Origin of the sequence: Paenibacillus sp. PK1-4R (genome assembly GCF_030369595.1) — a bacterium.
Taxonomy (GTDB): Bacteria; Bacillota; Bacilli; order Paenibacillales; family Paenibacillaceae; genus Paenibacillus.
Genome location: NZ_CP126535.1, coordinates 1,654,486 through 1,671,993 on the forward strand (window position 1 = coordinate 1,654,486; position 17,508 = coordinate 1,671,993).

Consider the following 17,508-nt stretch of genomic DNA (forward strand, 5'->3'; position numbering starts at 1 on the left):
TTCGTTAAATGTCACTTAAAGTGACATTTATATTCCTTTTTGTTTGCATTATGTTTAAAAATCCGAATTATATGATAGTTATCATCCCATAAATGTCCGCTTTTTGTCAATAGTATCAGTTGAATTTAATGTATTTAAATCTGGAATTCAATATTTGTGTTATTTTATATAACATTTAAAGTTAAATATCTGCGAAGTCTAGGGAGGACTAGATATAAATGAATCAATAAGATCAGCTCAATCCGGAAAGGAGGGGATCAAATCTAATGTATGCAGTTCAAGGGTAAAGATGACGAGATTATGCGATTTTTGATGAAAATGCCTAGCTGAAAAAGAAGTATTAAAAAATACTTTACTTTTGGTTCTGAACCCGGTATAATCAATTCTGTTGCCGATTATTTACGACATGCGGTCGTGGTGGAATGGCAGACACGCTATCTTGAGGGGGTAGTGGGCGTATGCCCGTGGAGGTTCGAGTCCTCTCGACCGCATCATATGAACGATTAAAAAGAAGCTTTCCATTAATGGAAGGCTTCTTTTTTTGTCTTTTTGAACAGTTTGACATCAAAGTTGATAAAAAAGGCCATCCATTACCGGGGCAATGCTGCTCTACCTTCCGGCTACGGGTGGCCAATGTATTATTTTTGCAGCAAGTTCTTGATATCTTCTTCAATCTTGTCCGGTGTTGTTTTGGGAGCATAACGTTTAATTACCTGTCCGTTCTGATCCACAAGGAATTTGGTGAAATTCCATTTGATTGCTTTGGAGCCGAGCAGGCCAGGAGCTTCTGTGCTAAGGTGCTGGAAGAGAGGGTGAGCGCTTGAGCCGTTCACATCAATTTTCTCAAACATAGGGAAGCTCACGCCATAATTCATCTGACAGAACTCGGCGATATCGTCGGAAGATCCTTTTTCCTGGGCAAACTGGTTGCTTGGAAAACCAAGGACTTCAAATGGCGCATCCTTGAACTTGTCTTGCAATTCTTGCAGACCTTTGAATTGAGGTGTAAGGCCGCATGAGCTTGCAGTATTCACAATCAGTAACACTTTGTCACGGTAGTCGGACATTTCAACTTCTTGACCGCGAAGGGTATTCACTTTGTAATCGTAGACTGTCATCTAAATCGCCTCCATGATATCATCTGATACCTCTTATTATATTGGTTACAATTAAATAATGCAAAACTAATATGGTGTTAAATGAATCAAAAGAGGCAAGTTGTGCAGAATGCGTGAATGAAATGCGTAGTGATTTTCGTCAGAGTGAGAATTAGATAGATTTAAAGAGAAGGATAGAGTATGACCTTGTTGTAAGCGCTATTATATGTGAGTATTGCCGAAAATCTGTCGATTCGGTGATCTGTGCGGACTTTACACCGACATGGCGCGGGTGTATGATTCATAACGTAATTTCAATTTAAACTAAATTGTACCTGAAAAACGAAACAAACGATAATATCGCTCGATCTTATTTTAAGATATACGAACGATGTTTTAATCGCTGAGTTTCCATTCATTGATGAGTGGGAAACGGGGGAACCAACAGAATGCGCTGTCCAGGACAGTAGGCATTCATGGGGTGAATTTTCCGGTGACAGCCGGAAATAGGGCGACTCTCGCGCCCGAATCCGTCAGCTAACCTCGTAAGCGTTAAAGGGAGAGGCAACAAGCCGTACGCTGGTTCATGGCGTTTTCGCCATGGGTTCTTTAAGAAGCGTTCGGGAGGCCTTGGTCCCCCACGCTTCTTTTTTGTTGTCTTTTCACGCCAAGGGAGGAACGAATGATGGATACTGAGATGATCTTAGTGACTGCTCCAAATGAAGCAGGACGCAAATTTATCAAATTGCTGATGTACAAAAAAATGCCGTTTGCCGTTCTAACCAACAGTGCAGGGGAAGAGCGCAGACTCCGTAGAATCGGAGTAGAACATGTCATTCGCATGAATACGGCTGCAGCTCAAAAATGGTTTTTGCCGCAGGGCAGCGTAGGCAACGTGTTTATTTTCGAGAACAGCCTGAATCTGACCTGTCGTTATTTACAGATCTGCCGTTCATGGACATCGAAATCCCTGTGCGTCATTACAGAGCAGAGTCATCCTAAGGGCATCTATCGGGGCATGGGCGCAGACCGGATTGTATATTCGCTCAATGGGGAAGTTGGCTTTCTCCTCAATGGGTAATGCCATAGCTTGTGATTGCTCAGGTGTAAGGTGCCTGTTATAATTGAATGTATCGATAAACGGAAATTTGAGGAGACTCATGCATGATGGTGAGTCTTCTTTTTTATGGTTTTAAAGGTAGTTCAAGACTTTTTGAACACGAACTTTTAGATTTGGATCAGGAATCACCTGTGGCTTACAAGGAGGAATTGGCGTGCCGGATGTAGGTGGATTGAAATGGTTGTTTTTTGATGTTGGAGATACGCTGGTGGATGAATGGGAGCCGGTTGATGATATTATCGGACAGTTCGTCCGTGAAGCCTGTGCTTTGGGATATCCGGTAAAGATTGAGGCGGTACGCGAACTGTTCGCGAACTGTTACCGAAAATATGAGCAATGGCCTATGAGAGTGGCGATTCACACATTCGTTGAAGACGAGGGACACCAGAAACAGATTCAGGACAAGCTGAAGTTTCAAAAAGATCTTGAACGTCCTTTTCCTTCAGCGGATTCCGTTCTTCAGCAGTTGTCACGGTATTATCGTATTGGCATTATTGCCAATCAGAGTCCTGGAACGGAAGAAAGACTGGAGAGCTACGGCTTGCGGAAGTATGTTGATGTTCTGGCGTGTTCGGCTGAAGAAGGAGTGTCCAAGCCAGACCCTGAGTTATACGCTGTGGCCTTGAAGCAGGCCGGTTGTGAACCGGAGGAAGCCGTCATGATCGGCGATCGGATCGATAACGACATTATACCTGCTCGGAAGCTGGGCATGCGTACAATTCGGATTATGCAGGGTTACGGAAGATTCCAGCCAGACCGATCGGATGACGAACGTGCGGATTGGACTGTTAATTCATTGGATGAACTCCTGCCATTACTGGTGCCCAATCAGGATTAGATAATTGTTTATTAGAGTTTAGCGTTTTATTATAAAAGGAAACATGTTGCTGTATTGCAACAATAAAGGCTGATCAACTTGGGTATAGAATACCGCAGTTGATCAGCCTTTTTAGTATTTAGTCGATAAGAACGAGATTAGAATAACCGAATCGTCTGAATGATCAGATATACATTCAGCACAACGATAATCGCGGCAATGACCCATGATATGATTTTGAGCCACAATTTGTTGGCGAATGCACCCATGCTTTTTTTATCACTCGTGAACATCACCAGGGGAATTACAGCAAAGGGTAATTGAAGAGACAGCACGACCTGGCTCAAAATGAGCAGTTCTTCTGTGCCATGTTCTCCTGCAATGGCTGTGACAATTACCGCCGGGATGATGGCGATCAGACGTGTGACCAGTCTGCGCAGCCAAGCCGGAATTCGAATGTTCAGGAAACCTTCCATAACGATCTGCCCAGCGAGTGTACCTGTAAGGGTGGAGTTCTGACCTGATGCTAACAGCGCCACACCGAACAGAATACTTGCAACCGTAGTACCCAATAGAGGTGTCAGCAGATGGTACGCATCTGCGATCTCGGCAACCTGTGTCATACCAGCACTGTGGAATACAGCAGCAGATACAATCAGGATGGCTGCATTGATGAACAGGGCCAATGTCAGCGCGATTGTAGAATCCATGGTCGAGTACCGAATGGCTTCTTTTTTGCCCTGTGGTGTCTGTTCGATCTGACGGGTCTGCACAATGGAAGAATGCAGATACAGATTATGCGGCATCACGGTTGCTCCGATAATACCAATGGCAATATAGAGCATGGCCGGGTTTTGCAGAATCTCGACATTTGGCACAAAACCGTGGAGCACACCTCCCATATCCGGTTTCGCCAGAAACAGGTCAATACCGAAGCAGAGGGCAATGGTTGCCATGAGCACAATGACGAGAGTTTCCAAAGCGCGGAAGCCTTTGTTTTGCAGCACAAGAATCAGGAGTACATCAACTGCGGTGATGATAACGCCGTATAACATGGGGATGTTAAATAACAGCTTTAACGCGATGGCAGAACCAATGACCTCAGCCAGATCGGTAGCTGCAATGGCAAGCTCACACAGTATCCATAACATCATGACAACAGGCATGCTGAATCGTTCACGACAGGCTTGAGCCAGATCCCGTCCAGTGACGATGCCGAGCTTGCCAGCCAGCGACTGAAGGACAACGGCCATCAGGTTCGATAACAGAATAACGGATAACAAGGTATACCCGAACTGTGAGCCGCCTGCGATATCTGTTGCCCAGTTCCCGGGGTCCATGTAACCTACGGCAACAAGGTATCCTGGGCCTACAAAGGCGAGGAATTTCTTCCACCATGCAGCATTCTGCGGAACTTTCATTGAACTATGCGCTTCTCCAAGGGAAGGGGCCATGCCCGCAGTAGACAATGATTCTCTTGAAGGAGCGTTGAACGGATTTTTTTTACTCATACGATAATCACCTGACTTTGAATTATTGATTTTGAGATATTGATGCGGGACAAACCGCTCATGATATATCTAAATTTTTATGTTTATTGTTACATTGTACTCCTTCAATTGTTTTTGTCTAGTGCAACTTTTATGTATCGGCACAAAATTTCGGTTGCAGCTTTCAGATGCCCCTTCGTATATTACCCAAACATAGGGAAAATACAGCCATCGCATTGAAATGCATGAAAATAATAAAGTTGTAAAAGCTGATAAAGATACAAAATTGCGTTTCAAAATGAGCCAGAAGTTTAAATTGAAAGGAAGGCAGTAAAAACTATATGGATAAGGGAGAGATTCTTAATGGAAGCTTTATATACAGCAGTAGCGACAGTTAAAGGTGGACGTACAGGTTCCGTGACTTCTTCGGATGGCGTACTCAAGCATGATCTGAAAATGCCAAAAGAGCTTGGTGGCTCCGGTGGTGAAGGTACTAACCCTGAGCAGCTTTTTGCCGCTGGATATGGAGCATGTTATGAAAGTGCCCTTGCCAATGTAGCACGCAAAGCAGGTGTGAAATTGGAGGATGTGGTCGTTACAAGTAACGTATCCATTGGTAAAGACCCTTCGGATGACGGTTTCCAGCTGTCTGTTCGTCTGGACGTTAGCATGCCTGGTGTAGATCATAGTCAAGCAGAGGAATTGGCCCGCAAGGCGCATGATTTCTGTCCATATTCGAAAGCAACACGTGGCAACATTGATGTTGTTTTAAACGTAGTCTAAGATTTGACTCCCGGCAAGTAAAGGGAACATATAGAGCAGGGTATCGTCCCAGATACCTGATGTTCGACTACAAAGCCCTGCTGGCAATCGGCAGGGTTTTGTGTTGATTATAATATATGGACATGATGCAGGAGATTAGATGCCAGATCGCGTACTATTTTACATAATTGCACTCCCACTTCATGCTACACATTCCATAAAGGGGGAACGAAGATGAGTATTGAAGAGATGATCGAGCGGCGATTTGTGTGTACGAAATGCAGGGGCACGGATTGTAACATTAAGGAAGTCTCCATGTCAGGAGCAGGCCTGAGCAAGATGTTTGATATACAGCATAATCACTACCTGTTTGTGGCTTGTGCTTCCTGCGGGTATGTTGAAGTATTTGATCCGGATGTCTTGAAAGGGAAAAAACAGGGGCAGGTAGGGACTATTCTGGATATTCTGTTTGGCGGGTAGACATGCGCGAGTTGACATTGAACTGAATTTTCTTTAATATAACTTAGTACTGAGTAGTGTCATTGCATGAACCAAATTTGAATTAAACAGGTGATATCCATGTCTTATAGACCGCGTATTGCAGATTTAGAATTAGCTTATGGTAACAAGGAAGACGGATTGTACGAATTTAAAATGAATTTGGTAGACGGTACAAAATGCCGTGTATTCTACTCCCGTTCCCCGGAATGGAAGATGACCAATATCAGTCGTTTGCAGAAAACGCCTTGTCCAGTATGTCGCAAAGATTTCATTTGCAAATGTATGGACCAGTGGGCAAGTGACCTGCATCAACAGATGATCGATGACCAATGGATGGAAAAGGCAGTTACGGAGTAATTGTCGGACAGATACGAGCGCGGGCACAATGCCTGCGCTCTTTTTCTTTATATTTCCAATAAATGCGTGTTCAAAAAGAGCGGTTTTCAGTCTTTTTGAACTACCTCTAGAAATAAATTTAGAATTAGTCAACAAGAAGGCCCAGATTGGGTAAGTTACTCTAACCGCAACAATAGGAGGCAGCCAATATGACAGCAAATCAAACAGATGTGCATCAGGGACATCCGATCGTACTGGTGGATGGTGTCTGTCACTTCTGCCAGGGCTTAACCAAATGGATTATCAAGCGTGACCCGGAAGGGAAATATCATTTTGCTTCGCTCCAATCAGATGTAGCCAAGGAACTGCTGGAGAAGGGCAATCTGTCGACAGACAGTATGGACACCTTTGTTCTGATCGAAAATGGAAAATACTATACACGTTCAACCGCCGCGCTGCGATTGGCGAAAGGTCTGAAGTTTCCTTATCCGTTGTTATATGTGTTCATTATTGTACCGAAATTTATTCGTAATGCAGTCTATAACTTGGTTGCTCGCAACCGTTATCGCTGGTTTGGCAAGGATGAAGCGTGCATGTTGCCTACCCCAGAGATCAAAGATCGATTTTTGTGAGTGTGATTAATAACGGAAATAATTGGGTAATGACTACAGATCATATCTATTTTGGGAGGACAACAACTTGAAGAAGTGGACTACATTATTTATCGGGGCATTATTAGCAGTGAGCTTGGCAGCATGCGGTAACGATACAGATAATACCGCAACGCCGCCAGCGACTAACAACGAAACATCTAACGAGGGTAATACACCTGCGGAGCAGGAAACAAAGATCCCTACCTTGGACGAATTGATTACCAAAACCAATGCAGCAACCAAAGAAATGAAAAGCTTCACAACTGAAGCAAACATTGATCAGAATCTGAAACTGGATGCTGGTGAACAGTCGCAGGATCAACAGGTTAAAACATCGCTCAAGATGGATATTATCAAAGATCCAATGATGATCTATCAAGAGATGAAAATGGAAATGTCGGGACAGGAAGCTCAGAACGTGAAGCAGTATATCACTTCGGATAAAATCTACTCTCAAGTTGGGGATCAATGGGTTGCGATTCCTGAAGCTCAAACCAAGGAACTGATAGAGCAGATGAAAGCAAGCATGAATCCCGAAGGTGAATTGGAGCAATTCAAAAAGATTGAAGAAGATACTAAAGTGACCGAAGAAGGCGACAATTATGTGATTAACGCTGACGTATCCGGTGATAATGTAAAGGAACTGGCCAAAGCCGTAATGGAGCAGAACGGATCGGATGCCCAGATGCAAGCCATGCTTGATCAGATGAATATCACCAGCATGAAGATGAAATATATGATCAACAAAGAAACCTATTTGCCTGCAAGTACGGACGTAACCATGGTCATGGAGATGGAACAGAATGGACAGAAAATGACGATGGACATGAAGATGACCAGTACGTTCTCCAACCAGGATCAAGTGGAAGAGATCAAGATTCCACAAGAAGCATTGGATAGCGCAAAATAAAACAGGCACCTCTGAACTAGATTTGTGTGAGCCGAGAGGTTTACCAGATTAGAATCAGGGGTGTTTTTCTGTTTAGCGGAGATTATGGTCAGGGTTGAAGGTGTTATAGTATAGTCATATTGAAGTAGAGAGGGGATATAAAAGATGATCGAATATGCACACATCCACCATGTTAGTCTGGCTGTACGTGATCTGGAAATCGCGAAGAAATTCTATTCGGGGTTACTGGGAATGCAGGAGATTGAACGCCCGCCTTTCCGCTCCACAGGTACATGGTATGCCATCGGTAGCCAGCAACTTCATTTGTTACAGCACCCTGACGGTCACACGTTACGCGAGGCTGGAATTGATACAACAGACGGCCACTTTGCGATCTGGGTGACCAGTTATTCAGGGACTATAGCCTGGTTGGAACAGCAGGGAATTGAGTACGAAGCGAGACCTGATAGTGTGGCTGGATTCGCACAGATTTTTGTACTTGATCCGGACCGTAACATTATTGAGTTCGATTCACCGTACAACTCTTAAGGAGAAATGGGTTAGAATAAATCCCTTGCTCCCCCAGAAATTGTATGCTATATTATCCATACATTCATAGCACGTGACGGAAGCACCGTCCATATACTGCATATTCATGCGGTTATTGGACGGTGCTTTTTTTGTGCTTTTTGACAGGGAGGGAAGGGAAATTTGATTGTACTGAAGGTAGTTCTGGTTTCAAAAGATAGAGATTACATTAGCGCCTGGCTTGATTATGTACAGGGAAATTCGTCGGGTCTCCATGTGCGTTTCACGGCATTCTCCCAAGGGGATTCGTTCAGGGATCATATGAATGAGAAAGAAGGTCGGGAATTACCAGATCTGGTTATTGCGGAACCGGAATTTCTGAATGACTGGCTGAATAACGGGGGAGAAGGATCAGGTGTACCTTGGCTAATGCTTAGTGAAGGGATGGAAGAGGTGGATGAGGCCAAGCGGCTGATGAAATATCAACCCTTGCCTGCTTTGCTGGATGCTGTGATGCATGCTTGCCGACAGCCACGCCGTAAGAAGGTTCACCATTCGGGGCAAGAGACTCTCTCCATCGGTGTAGTATCCGCTTCGGGTGGAAGTGGCAAAACGGCAGTAGCCCTGCATATGGCGAAGCAATTGGGACTTGCGGGATATGCTGTTCTCTATCTTAATCTGGAGACGCTGGACAGCACGCTCCCGTTTCTGGAAAAGGGACTAATTAGAAGTGGGCAGCGTCACCCGGATGCGGAGACGGGATTGTCACGCCTGTTATACGATCTGAAGGTGGGCAGAAAGGAATCCGGCAAGCAGTTACAGGCGCAATCGAAGGGCGTAGATGGATATGTGGTCCGGCATGAAGCGCTGAGATCCGATGTGTTCTGGCCATTATCGAATCGGAAAGAACTGTTGCAAATGACTCGTGAGGATACGTCGAATCTGCTTCGTTATTTAACGGATTGTGGACAATATGACGTGTTGATTCTGGATGGGGATTCCGGTTGGGATGGGCGCAGTGAAGGGGTACTGGATGCAGCAGATGCTTTTGTCTGGCTGGTTGAGGATGATATATCTGCCATGCATCGTTGGGGACAATGGTTACAGCATGCTGAGCGTACGAAGCCAGACTTGTACGAAAGTATGCTCGAGCGTTCACGCTTTGTGGTTAACAAATATCGGGACAATGTCGTCAATGCACTCCCACGCCCTGATCTGCATCTGGATGCAGTGTTGCCCTATATCCCTTCTTGGAAGCAACTCAGTCAGGAGGAAGTCATGCTTAGTTCTCCGATCTTCCAACGTGAAGTGAAGAGATTATGTGCCATGCTGGTACAAGATGGCGAAGAAGAATTGAAGCAGACGGGACGAATTCAGAAGCAGGATCGGTGGGCACTATGACGGATCCATCCAATAGAATACTGGATCGTGAAGAACAGTTTCAGATGATGCGCAGGGAGGTCAGGGCCGGACTCGATTTAACCTCTTCAGCAGGAGATGATGAACTGTGGCAGGGGATAGAACGCAAAGTTCTGTCTGACCCGAAGCTGGATGATCTGACCTCAGGAGAGCGTCACACGCTGGTACAGCGATTGTTTGATTCCTTTCGTGGATTGGATATTTTGCAGCCACTTGTGGATCATCCCGATATTACGGAAATCATGATCAATAGTCACAAGGAGATTTTTGTGGAGCAAGAAGGTGAAGTCAGCCAGATCACCCTTGAATTCGAGTCCAGGGAACGGCTCGAGGATATCATCCAGATGATTGTGTCCGGGGTAAACCGGATTGTGAATGAGTCTTCTCCAATCGTAGATGCCCGTTTAAAGGATGGTTCGCGGGTCAATATCGTGTTGCCTCCTATTGCCTTGAAAGGACCCACGATGACGATTCGTAAATTCCCCAGTGAACCGATGAAGATGTCCGATCTGATTGAAAAGGGAGCCCTACATGAAGAAGCGGCAGAATTATTGCAGCAGTTGGTGCGGAGCAAATACAACATCTTCATTGGAGGTGGGACCGGATCGGGAAAAACGACCTTTCTGAACGCCTTATCGCAGTTTATCCCTGCCGATGAGCGAATTATAACGATTGAGGATTCGGCTGAACTACAGATTGTTACGGTACCAAATCTGGTATCACTGGAGACGCGGAATGCAAACACCGAAGGCAAGGGACAGATATCTATTCGGGATCTGATCAAATCTTCCTTACGGATGCGTCCCAACCGGATTGTGATTGGGGAAGTCAGGGGCGCAGAAGCGCTGGATATGTTACAGGCCATGAACACTGGCCATGATGGATCTTTGTCTACAGGGCATGCGAATACCATCTCTGACATGATTAGCAGACTCGAAACGATGGTACTTAGCGGTGCAGATCTTCCTATTGCGGTTGTAAGGCAGCAGATTAGTTCAGCAATCGATATTTTTGTACATCTATCCCGGCTGCGAGATCGTTCACGGCGGGTGACAGAGATTAGTGAAGTGATTGGCATGCAGGACGGTGAGGTTATGCTGAATCCACTGTTTCGTTTCCAGGAACAAGAAGAGCGTGAAGGCAAAATTATTGGCGGGTTAGTACAGGTTGGAAAGTTGAATCAGGTGGATAAAATTCAGATGGCGGGGCTTGGGGAATGGCTGGATGGATACATAGAACAATATAGTATTGAAACAAATTCATCAGATAACAACGTGAATTAAAGTCATTGGAAGGTGATTACTGTTGGGTGAAGCTAGACAGATGTTGACGGATTACACCGTATATACGCTTTCCCGGAGACAACGAATGGTCTGTATGCTGATTAGTGGTCTGCTGTTTTTTGGCATTGGAATTCTGTTCTACCATCACTGGTTGGCTGGAGCGATCCTGGCTGCGGGTTGCATATGGGTACCAAAACATTGGACTAAAGTGCTGTTGGAACGAAAAAGAATGACACTCAGTTTACATTTTAAGCAAGCATTATATGCATTATCTTCGGCACTGGCCGCAGGAAAATCGGTGGAAAATGGATTCAAGGAATCCGTGGAGGATCTGCGGATGTTGAACCCGGAAGCGGATACCGATCTGATTCGTGAGTTCACGATATTGCGGACACGGATGGAGTATGGACAACCAATCGAAGAGGCACTACAAGATTTCTCGGATCGGGCACAGGTTGAAGATATTACGAATTTTGCAGATGTGTTCATTACGTGCAAACGAACTGGCGGGGATCTGGTTGAAGTTGTGCGTCGTACCTCTGCGGTGATTGGTGAGAAGCTGGACATTCAGCAGGATATTATGGTCGCGGTATCGCAGAAAAAGTTCGAATCAAAGGTGATGTTTGCCGCTCCATTTATTTTTCTGATATTCCTCAATCTGACTGCTAAGGACTTTATGGAGCCATTATATAGCGGGATGGGGTACATCATCTCAAGTGGTGCATTGGCAGTACTCGCCTGCTGTTATCTGTGGATTAATCGCATTATGGATATCAAAGTATAAGGAGCTGAAACGATGCTGCTTCCCGTTATAGTCGCAGGGATGCTCGGAGCGGGATGGCTGGTGCTGGATCGAACCCGGGGGCAGACCTACCGGCATCTGCGCAAGCTGGATATGGAAGGATTACGACTGAAAAAATTGCATGGTCCCTTCCTGTTTATATTGGACAAGTTTGAGATTGGACGCAGATTGCCAGTGCTCATGTTTCGAATGCAACATGCCATTCAGAAAATGTATGGCATACAGCACAGTGGAGAGAAAACGATGCTGTATTGCGCCGAAATGTTGACCTACACATGGCTCATGCTGCTGGTGGGCTGCCTGTTATCACTCGTTGGAGATATGGGCATCGGAGGTATGGCGGGTGGGCTCGTGCTCGGTGCAGCGTTGCCTTTTGCGCTCTACAAAGACCTCAATACAAAGGTGCAGCGAAGAGACCAGGATATTCTTATGGAACTGCCTGAGCTGCTGAACCGAATTGTACTGCTGGTTGGCGCAGGGGAGACCGTGCAACGTGCCATCGTTCACTGTGTGACAAGCCAGGGGGAACGGAATCATCCGTTGTACAACGAACTCAGAAAGACGGTGGGAGATTGGAATAATGGTTACTCGTTTCAAAAATCATTTGAACAGTTCAGTCGTCGCTGCGGTGTACAGGAAGTGACGATTTTTACGACAACAGTGCTGCTGAATTTCCGGCGTGGGGGAGGTGACTTTGTATTGGCGCTGCGGGATCTGTCACATGTGTTGTGGGAGAAACGCAAGGCTGTCAGTCGGGCGAAGGGAGAACAGGCTTCTTCCAAACTGGTGTTTCCGATGGTACTGATCTTTTTTACGATTGTGGTCATGATCGGGGCACCTGCTTTTATGATGATGAATATGTAGGAGGAATTGGGATGATGGAAGTATTGAAAAACAAGGTAAACGCGTTTTGGGAGGAAGAGGACGGACTCGGCACGTTGGAGCTGATTCTGATTATCGGGGTTATTATCATTATTGCTTTGATTTTTAAAGACCAAATTAAAAAATTGGTAGAAAGACTGTTAACTAATGTGAGTAATAAAAGTAATGAATTCTTCGAATAACAGGTTCAAAAAGGAAGAAGGGAGCTTCACCGTTGAAGCCTCCCTGATCTTCCCTGTCGTGCTGTTTATTCTTGTGTTATTGCTCTTTTTTACCATGTATATGTATCAAAAAACATTCCTGAATCAACATGCCTATGCAGCTTCCGAACGTGCAGCTTATAGCTGGGACAACAGCCACAAGCAGGCGATGACAGGTGAATTTGTCGCTGGAGAACATGACAATCTGTACTGGAGACTGACGGATGACCGTATGCTTGGAGCGTTGTTTGGCTGGGCGGGAGCGGACAATCAGGTTAGCGTTTCTGTACCTGCTGGTGAAGGCGGAAGTCTCTCGGAACAGAAATTAGCACAAGCGGTGCAGCATATGCCTTCAGCCATGAAAGGAACGATTGAGTATCAGAACTCTCTAATTCAGCGGAAAATAACGACCAAGCTGGATCAGGTAATTTCTTTGCCTCTTCCTTCTTTTTTATTCGATTCAGGTAACCGTGTCCTCACTCAAGGATCATCCGCAGTTGTTGAACCGGTTGAATTCATTCGAACGGTAGATCTGGTCCGTTATTATGCAGCCAAGTTTAAAGGCAAGGGCGGCGCGGCGACCAGTACAGCGGCAGAAGCCGGACAGGTTGTGCAGCATTTTGGCAAAAGCAAAAAGTGAGAAAAGGAGGAGGGCGGAGCTGTTTAGAAAAAAAGACGGTGAGTCGGGGGCAGTAAGCCTTTTTTTGATATTAATATTGGCTGGAGTTTATATGTTTGTCGCAATATTTATTGATTACGCTCGTATAGCGGCATTCAAGGTGCAGACCGAACGCATGACTCATGCTGCGATGAGATCCGTCATGTCAGCCTATGACACCTCACTGCGGGAGTATGGTTTATTCGGGTATGGCGACAGTAGTGGGGATGCAATTATGGCTAAAGTGCTGAATGATAGCGTGAAGCCTTCCTCTGTAAAAGATGGTTTCCCCATTCTGGATATCCAGTGGGATACCATTAAACTGAGCATGGAGCGTGAACTGGGCAGATACGATATATTTAATCGTCAGATTCAGGAGGATATGAAGTATCGGGCTCCGGTTGATTTTACCCTTGAAGTGATCAATCGGTTCAAACCGATGTCAGACGAGATGAAGGAAGCTGCACACACGGTAGACTTGCTGAAAAAATTACAGAAGTTATATGACAAACGTGAAGAATTGCTGGATGAAGCCATTGCCAATCAGACGGAATCCGCGGAGAAGCTGAAGAATCTTCCGAAGTTAATCATGGACCCGCCCTCACAGGCCATCTATGAAGAAATGTTGGAAGAAACACCAGAGACAGCTGCCGAGGCAGCAGCACGTTATGCAGATTATCTTAACAAGAAACAGGCGGATGAGGGATTGCCATTCAGAGAGCAACAATACATATTGGAACTGGCTCGTTATCGGACGGGTGTTGGTAATGTGGTGACAGGCATCAGCATGATCATACAACCGGCGTTACAGGCCCATCAAACAAAGCTGGAGGAAGCACAGTCCAAGATCGAAGAAGCACGCAAGATCAATGAGGAAATGAAACGTGTAATCGCGGAGGGGGAGAACCGTTCGCAGAATGCCAGCTACGACAATGTGGGCAACTCGAATCTTCCTGGGACGAGTCCTGCATCTACTGGATCAGGCACTGAAGCCAAAAGTACACGTTCTCTTGCTTCGGAGCTTGTGAGGGCAGATAGCCTATTTGATCAGTTGAAGGCACGGGTTGTTTCCCAGAATACGGACTTCTCTAACGTCAGAAGAGACAACATGGAGTTGAATACACAGCTTCGCAGCGTCACGGCCATGAGCGGTGTTCCGATTAAACCAGCGGTCAGACAGGCAAGTCAGGTTACGGAACGATATATGGACACCTATGTACGTAGCGGTCCTGCCAATCTCATCCTCCAAAGTAAGCAGCAGCTGGAAAGTGGTCGTGGGTCGGATGCCCAACGCAAAGCGAATGATAAAGAATCCAAAGGGAAATTGAAGGAAGTCAAACGAATCTTGTCGCAGATTCAGAATGGAAGTTCGGGTTCCATGGACGCTTTCAAACAGTTGGAGGAATATTACAACGCTAATATTGCTTTTAACGAGGCTAGTCGTGAGGAAGCCAAAAAGGCAGAGATTGCTGGAGATCCTTATGACTCTGGTGGCGATGCCATGAAGAGAATGGACAGTTTGTTTGGCGGGATGTCCGGTCTGCTGGACAGTCTTGGTGACGAATTATTTCAGAATGAATATGCTTTAGCCTATTTCAACTCCATGGATTTTGGTCAGTTATTTACCTGGACTGAAGGTGGTGGAGATGCTGGTGATGTCTTCAAACTGGAGAATCAGGAACTGGAGTATATCGTTTACGGGTTTCATAATCCTTCGGGTAACATCGCTGCGGCATATGCGGAGATATTTGGTTTGCGGCTGGCTATTCGGACGGCCGAAGGGTTAATTGAGCATAGCAAGCTTGGGAACCCACTTCTGGTTTTATCGGCGGCAATCTTATACGGGATTACAAACGCCATCGCGGATATGGTGAAACTAGCAAAAGAGGGCAGTGTGGAATTGTCCAAGTATATCAAAGTCAAACTGACGTACAGGGACCATCTCCGATTGTTCCTATTGATGCATAGTAACAATGAACGCAAAATGTCCAGAATGCTGGCGCTAATTCGATTGAATACTGGTGTGAATCCAGATGAGAAACAGACGTATGCTTCGGGTAACATGCGCAGCAGCATCAAGCTGTGGTTTTTACCAGGGGTGGTTAGAAGCATAGGTACAGTTATGGGTAGTGCGGATCAGGTTGAAGATGGGCGATTTTTCATTGAGCGGAAGGCGGATTATTCCTATTGAATGATCAGGATCGTTTCGGTGGAGGGATTATGGATAAGCAGCAACATTACGAAAAAGAAAGCGCACAATTGCAGATTCGTTTAACAAGAATAATCAGATTGCAACGATTGAAGTCTCTGAATAAGCAGATATGTTCTCCGAAAAAGGAACAGGGAAGCATGGTTCTGGAAGCTTCACTGGTGTTACCTGTTTTTCTGTTCTTTATCATGTTTCTCATCTTCATTGTGCAAATGACTCTAATCTCCACAGCGTTACAGAGCACAGCAGGGGAAGCGGTGAAGCAGTTATCAACGAAAATATATCCGGTTTCCCTTGCCTTCACACCTTCTGATTCTGCAGGTGGTGAGGGCTCTGGAGGGGGTTGGAAGATACCGGAGTTGTCTCTGACGGAATGGGCAGAAGGTTATGCTTCTTCTCTACCCGAGCCATTAAGTGATTGGGTACGTTCAGCGGCGGCCAGTGGTGAACAACCACTACAGGAGATCAAGACATCCGTCTTGGAAACGGTGCTTGATCCGATGGTCAAACCGCTGCTGCAACCATTTATCGAGCCAACTCTACTGGATATGGAACGTGTGCATGTGAACGGTGTTTCCATACCTGATCTTAAAAACAAAACAAATCCTTATTTCCGACTTGAACTGAGTTATGAATTGCCGATAAAAGTCCCCTTTCTCAGTAAACCGCTTCGGATTCAGGCTGCTGCGGCAGAACGGATATGGATTGGAGATACCGGAGAAGGGTCAGATGGCAGCGCAGGAGACGGGGATACTGCGGGTTCAGCAACGGTACTGTCGAAGCCTGACCCGGCTTACATAGGCAATAATGCAACGATTAAGGTGAAGGTAGAACCAGGAGCGACAGCCAACTTAACGATATTTTACAAGTCAGGTGAAAGTTCTGCGAAGCACATTGGCTGGGCCACCGCAGATGAGAATGGAATTATTGAATGGAACTGGTTTGTTGGTACTCGGACAACAGAAGGAACATGGAGTTTTGTTGTCGAGACAGGGGACGGTGCCAAGACGGAGACTACGTTTACGGTAGCCTCCAGAAAATAAGGAAGGGGATGATGGAGGTGGAGTGGTTTTACATTGCCTGTGGCATATACGTCATTGCAGCTTTTATTACAGATATTCGTTCCATGAAAATTCCAAATCGATTGACTTTACCTGTGACTGTTGCAGGCGTATTGGCCCATATCATATGGGGCGGTTGGGATGGTTTCTTGTTTTCAGCCGCTGGATTTGCAGCAGGTTTTGGTATTTTGTTTCTGATGTATGCGATTGGAGCCGTAGGGGCAGGAGATGTGAAATTGTTTGGTGGGATTGGCGCATGGACGGGGCTTGCTTTTGGCATTCATGTCATTATTTACTCCGTTTTGTACGCGGGCGCAATTGGTCTAGTAATACTTCTATTCCGTAAAGATTCAGCGAAACGGATTCGAGGCATGGCAAGTAGTCTTGCAGGTTTTTTCATGCTCGGTTCGCTCAAGCTGGTAAATAAAGAGAAGACATTGAAGTTTCCATTTATGCTGGCGGTGTTACCTGGATTTATCACGGTCCTTGTCTCGGGACTTTTCCCTTGATATCAGGAGTCTGGAAAACGTTAGGATAACAGTGATCGAAGATAGCACTGCGATTGGAGTGGAAGAGTGTGGTGTATTGTAACTCAACTTATATCAACTAAACTTTTTACACGAGAACGGAGAGGACGGAAAAAACCTGAAGAAGCGGAGCGCTCGCCTTTATCCCCGGATTTTCCCCTTTACAAAGGGAATCAAGAAATCTGGGGATAACAGCGATCGGAAGGTTGTTCCGTCATCGAAGTACCCAGTGTAACTTTCTTTAGTTGATCCTATATAGCAATGGAAAGAGAGG

General features: G+C 45.6%; 19 protein-coding genes, 1 tRNA gene and 1 riboswitch. Of the genes, 18 read left to right on the forward strand and 2 right to left on the reverse strand.

Annotation, left to right across the window (positions count from 1 at the left end):
* Positions 1-408 precede the first annotated feature (408 nt).
* Positions 409-491: transfer RNA gene (locus QNO02_RS06950), tRNA-Leu, on the forward strand.
* Positions 492-638: 147 nt separating this feature from the next.
* Here QNO02_RS06950 and QNO02_RS06955 read toward each other — a convergent pair.
* Entirely contained in the window at positions 639-1,118 is a 480-nt protein-coding gene (locus QNO02_RS06955; RefSeq protein WP_091033621.1) for a glutathione peroxidase, read from the reverse strand.
* 370 nt (positions 1,119-1,488) lie between these two features.
* A riboswitch (cyclic di-AMP (ydaO/yuaA leader) is annotated at positions 1,489-1,664 on the forward strand.
* A gap of 115 nt (positions 1,665-1,779) precedes the next feature.
* On the opposite strand from QNO02_RS06955, the gene QNO02_RS06960 reads away from it, so the two are divergent.
* Positions 1,780-2,178: an HAD family hydrolase gene (locus QNO02_RS06960; RefSeq protein ID WP_235193755.1), complete on the forward strand. Its 399-nt coding sequence runs from the start codon at positions 1,780-1,782 to the stop codon at positions 2,176-2,178.
* 193 nt (positions 2,179-2,371) lie between these two features.
* Positions 2,372-3,055 carry an HAD family hydrolase gene (locus QNO02_RS06965; protein WP_289391532.1) on the forward strand — a complete coding sequence of 228 codons (684 nt, stop codon included), beginning with the start codon at positions 2,372-2,374 and terminating at the stop codon, positions 3,053-3,055.
* 137 nt (positions 3,056-3,192) lie between these two features.
* On the opposite strand, the gene QNO02_RS06970 is transcribed toward QNO02_RS06965, so the two are convergent.
* Positions 3,193-4,488, reverse strand: coding sequence for an Nramp family divalent metal transporter (locus QNO02_RS06970; protein WP_036669231.1), 1,296 nt, complete (start codon positions 4,486-4,488; stop codon positions 3,193-3,195).
* Positions 4,489-4,887: 399 nt separating this feature from the next.
* On the opposite strand from QNO02_RS06970, the gene QNO02_RS06975 reads away from it, so the two are divergent.
* From QNO02_RS06975 to QNO02_RS07045, 15 genes are all read left to right on the forward strand, one after another.
* On the forward strand, positions 4,888-5,307 hold the full coding sequence (locus QNO02_RS06975) for an organic hydroperoxide resistance protein (RefSeq protein WP_133386779.1): 420 nt from the start codon (positions 4,888-4,890) through the stop codon (positions 5,305-5,307).
* A gap of 213 nt (positions 5,308-5,520) precedes the next feature.
* Positions 5,521-5,766 carry a zinc ribbon domain-containing protein gene (locus QNO02_RS06980; protein ID WP_036610816.1) on the forward strand — a complete coding sequence of 82 codons (246 nt, stop codon included), beginning with the start codon at positions 5,521-5,523 and terminating at the stop codon, positions 5,764-5,766.
* A 99-nt stretch (positions 5,767-5,865) separates the two neighbouring features.
* The gene (locus tag QNO02_RS06985; protein ID WP_017690003.1) at positions 5,866-6,144 is read left to right on the forward strand and encodes a hypothetical protein; all 279 of its coding nucleotides are present in this window, start codon (positions 5,866-5,868) and stop codon (positions 6,142-6,144) included.
* A gap of 188 nt (positions 6,145-6,332) precedes the next feature.
* Positions 6,333-6,755: a thiol-disulfide oxidoreductase DCC family protein gene (locus QNO02_RS06990; RefSeq protein ID WP_091033612.1), complete on the forward strand. Its 423-nt coding sequence runs from the start codon at positions 6,333-6,335 to the stop codon at positions 6,753-6,755.
* Positions 6,756-6,822: 67 nt separating this feature from the next.
* Positions 6,823-7,686, forward strand: a complete 864-nt coding sequence (locus QNO02_RS06995; protein WP_091033609.1) for a DUF6612 family protein — start codon at positions 6,823-6,825, stop codon at positions 7,684-7,686.
* 144 nt (positions 7,687-7,830) lie between these two features.
* Positions 7,831-8,214: a VOC family protein gene (locus tag QNO02_RS07000; protein ID WP_091033607.1), complete on the forward strand. Its 384-nt coding sequence runs from the start codon at positions 7,831-7,833 to the stop codon at positions 8,212-8,214.
* 162 nt (positions 8,215-8,376) lie between these two features.
* Positions 8,377-9,594, forward strand: a complete 1,218-nt coding sequence (locus QNO02_RS07005; RefSeq protein WP_091033604.1) for a nucleotide-binding protein — start codon at positions 8,377-8,379, stop codon at positions 9,592-9,594.
* The gene (locus tag QNO02_RS07010; RefSeq protein WP_091033602.1) at positions 9,591-10,895 is read left to right on the forward strand and encodes a TadA family conjugal transfer-associated ATPase; all 1,305 of its coding nucleotides are present in this window, start codon (positions 9,591-9,593) and stop codon (positions 10,893-10,895) included. The genes QNO02_RS07005 and QNO02_RS07010 overlap by 4 nt, the downstream gene beginning before the upstream one ends.
* Before the next feature lie 40 nt (positions 10,896-10,935).
* On the forward strand, positions 10,936-11,679 hold the full coding sequence (locus tag QNO02_RS07015; protein WP_249911849.1) for a type II secretion system F family protein: 744 nt from the start codon (positions 10,936-10,938) through the stop codon (positions 11,677-11,679).
* Between the two features lie 12 nt (positions 11,680-11,691).
* On the forward strand, positions 11,692-12,561 hold the full coding sequence (locus tag QNO02_RS07020) for a type II secretion system F family protein (RefSeq protein WP_289391533.1): 870 nt from the start codon (positions 11,692-11,694) through the stop codon (positions 12,559-12,561).
* Positions 12,562-12,572: 11 nt separating this feature from the next.
* Positions 12,573-12,761, forward strand: coding sequence for a Flp1 family type IVb pilin (locus tag QNO02_RS07025; RefSeq protein ID WP_091033599.1), 189 nt, complete (start codon positions 12,573-12,575; stop codon positions 12,759-12,761).
* Entirely contained in the window at positions 12,745-13,419 is a 675-nt protein-coding gene (locus tag QNO02_RS07030) for a TadE/TadG family type IV pilus assembly protein (RefSeq protein WP_091033596.1), read from the forward strand. Before QNO02_RS07025 ends, QNO02_RS07030 begins: the two co-directional genes overlap by 17 nt.
* A 91-nt stretch (positions 13,420-13,510) precedes the next feature.
* Positions 13,511-15,628: a hypothetical protein gene (locus QNO02_RS07035; RefSeq protein ID WP_289391534.1), complete on the forward strand. Its 2,118-nt coding sequence runs from the start codon at positions 13,511-13,513 to the stop codon at positions 15,626-15,628.
* A gap of 29 nt (positions 15,629-15,657) precedes the next feature.
* Positions 15,658-16,689, forward strand: a complete 1,032-nt coding sequence (locus QNO02_RS07040) for a hypothetical protein (RefSeq protein WP_091035091.1) — start codon at positions 15,658-15,660, stop codon at positions 16,687-16,689.
* An 11-nt stretch (positions 16,690-16,700) separates the two neighbouring features.
* On the forward strand, positions 16,701-17,216 hold the full coding sequence (locus QNO02_RS07045; protein ID WP_091033592.1) for an A24 family peptidase: 516 nt from the start codon (positions 16,701-16,703) through the stop codon (positions 17,214-17,216).
* Positions 17,217-17,508: the final 292 nt, after the last annotated feature.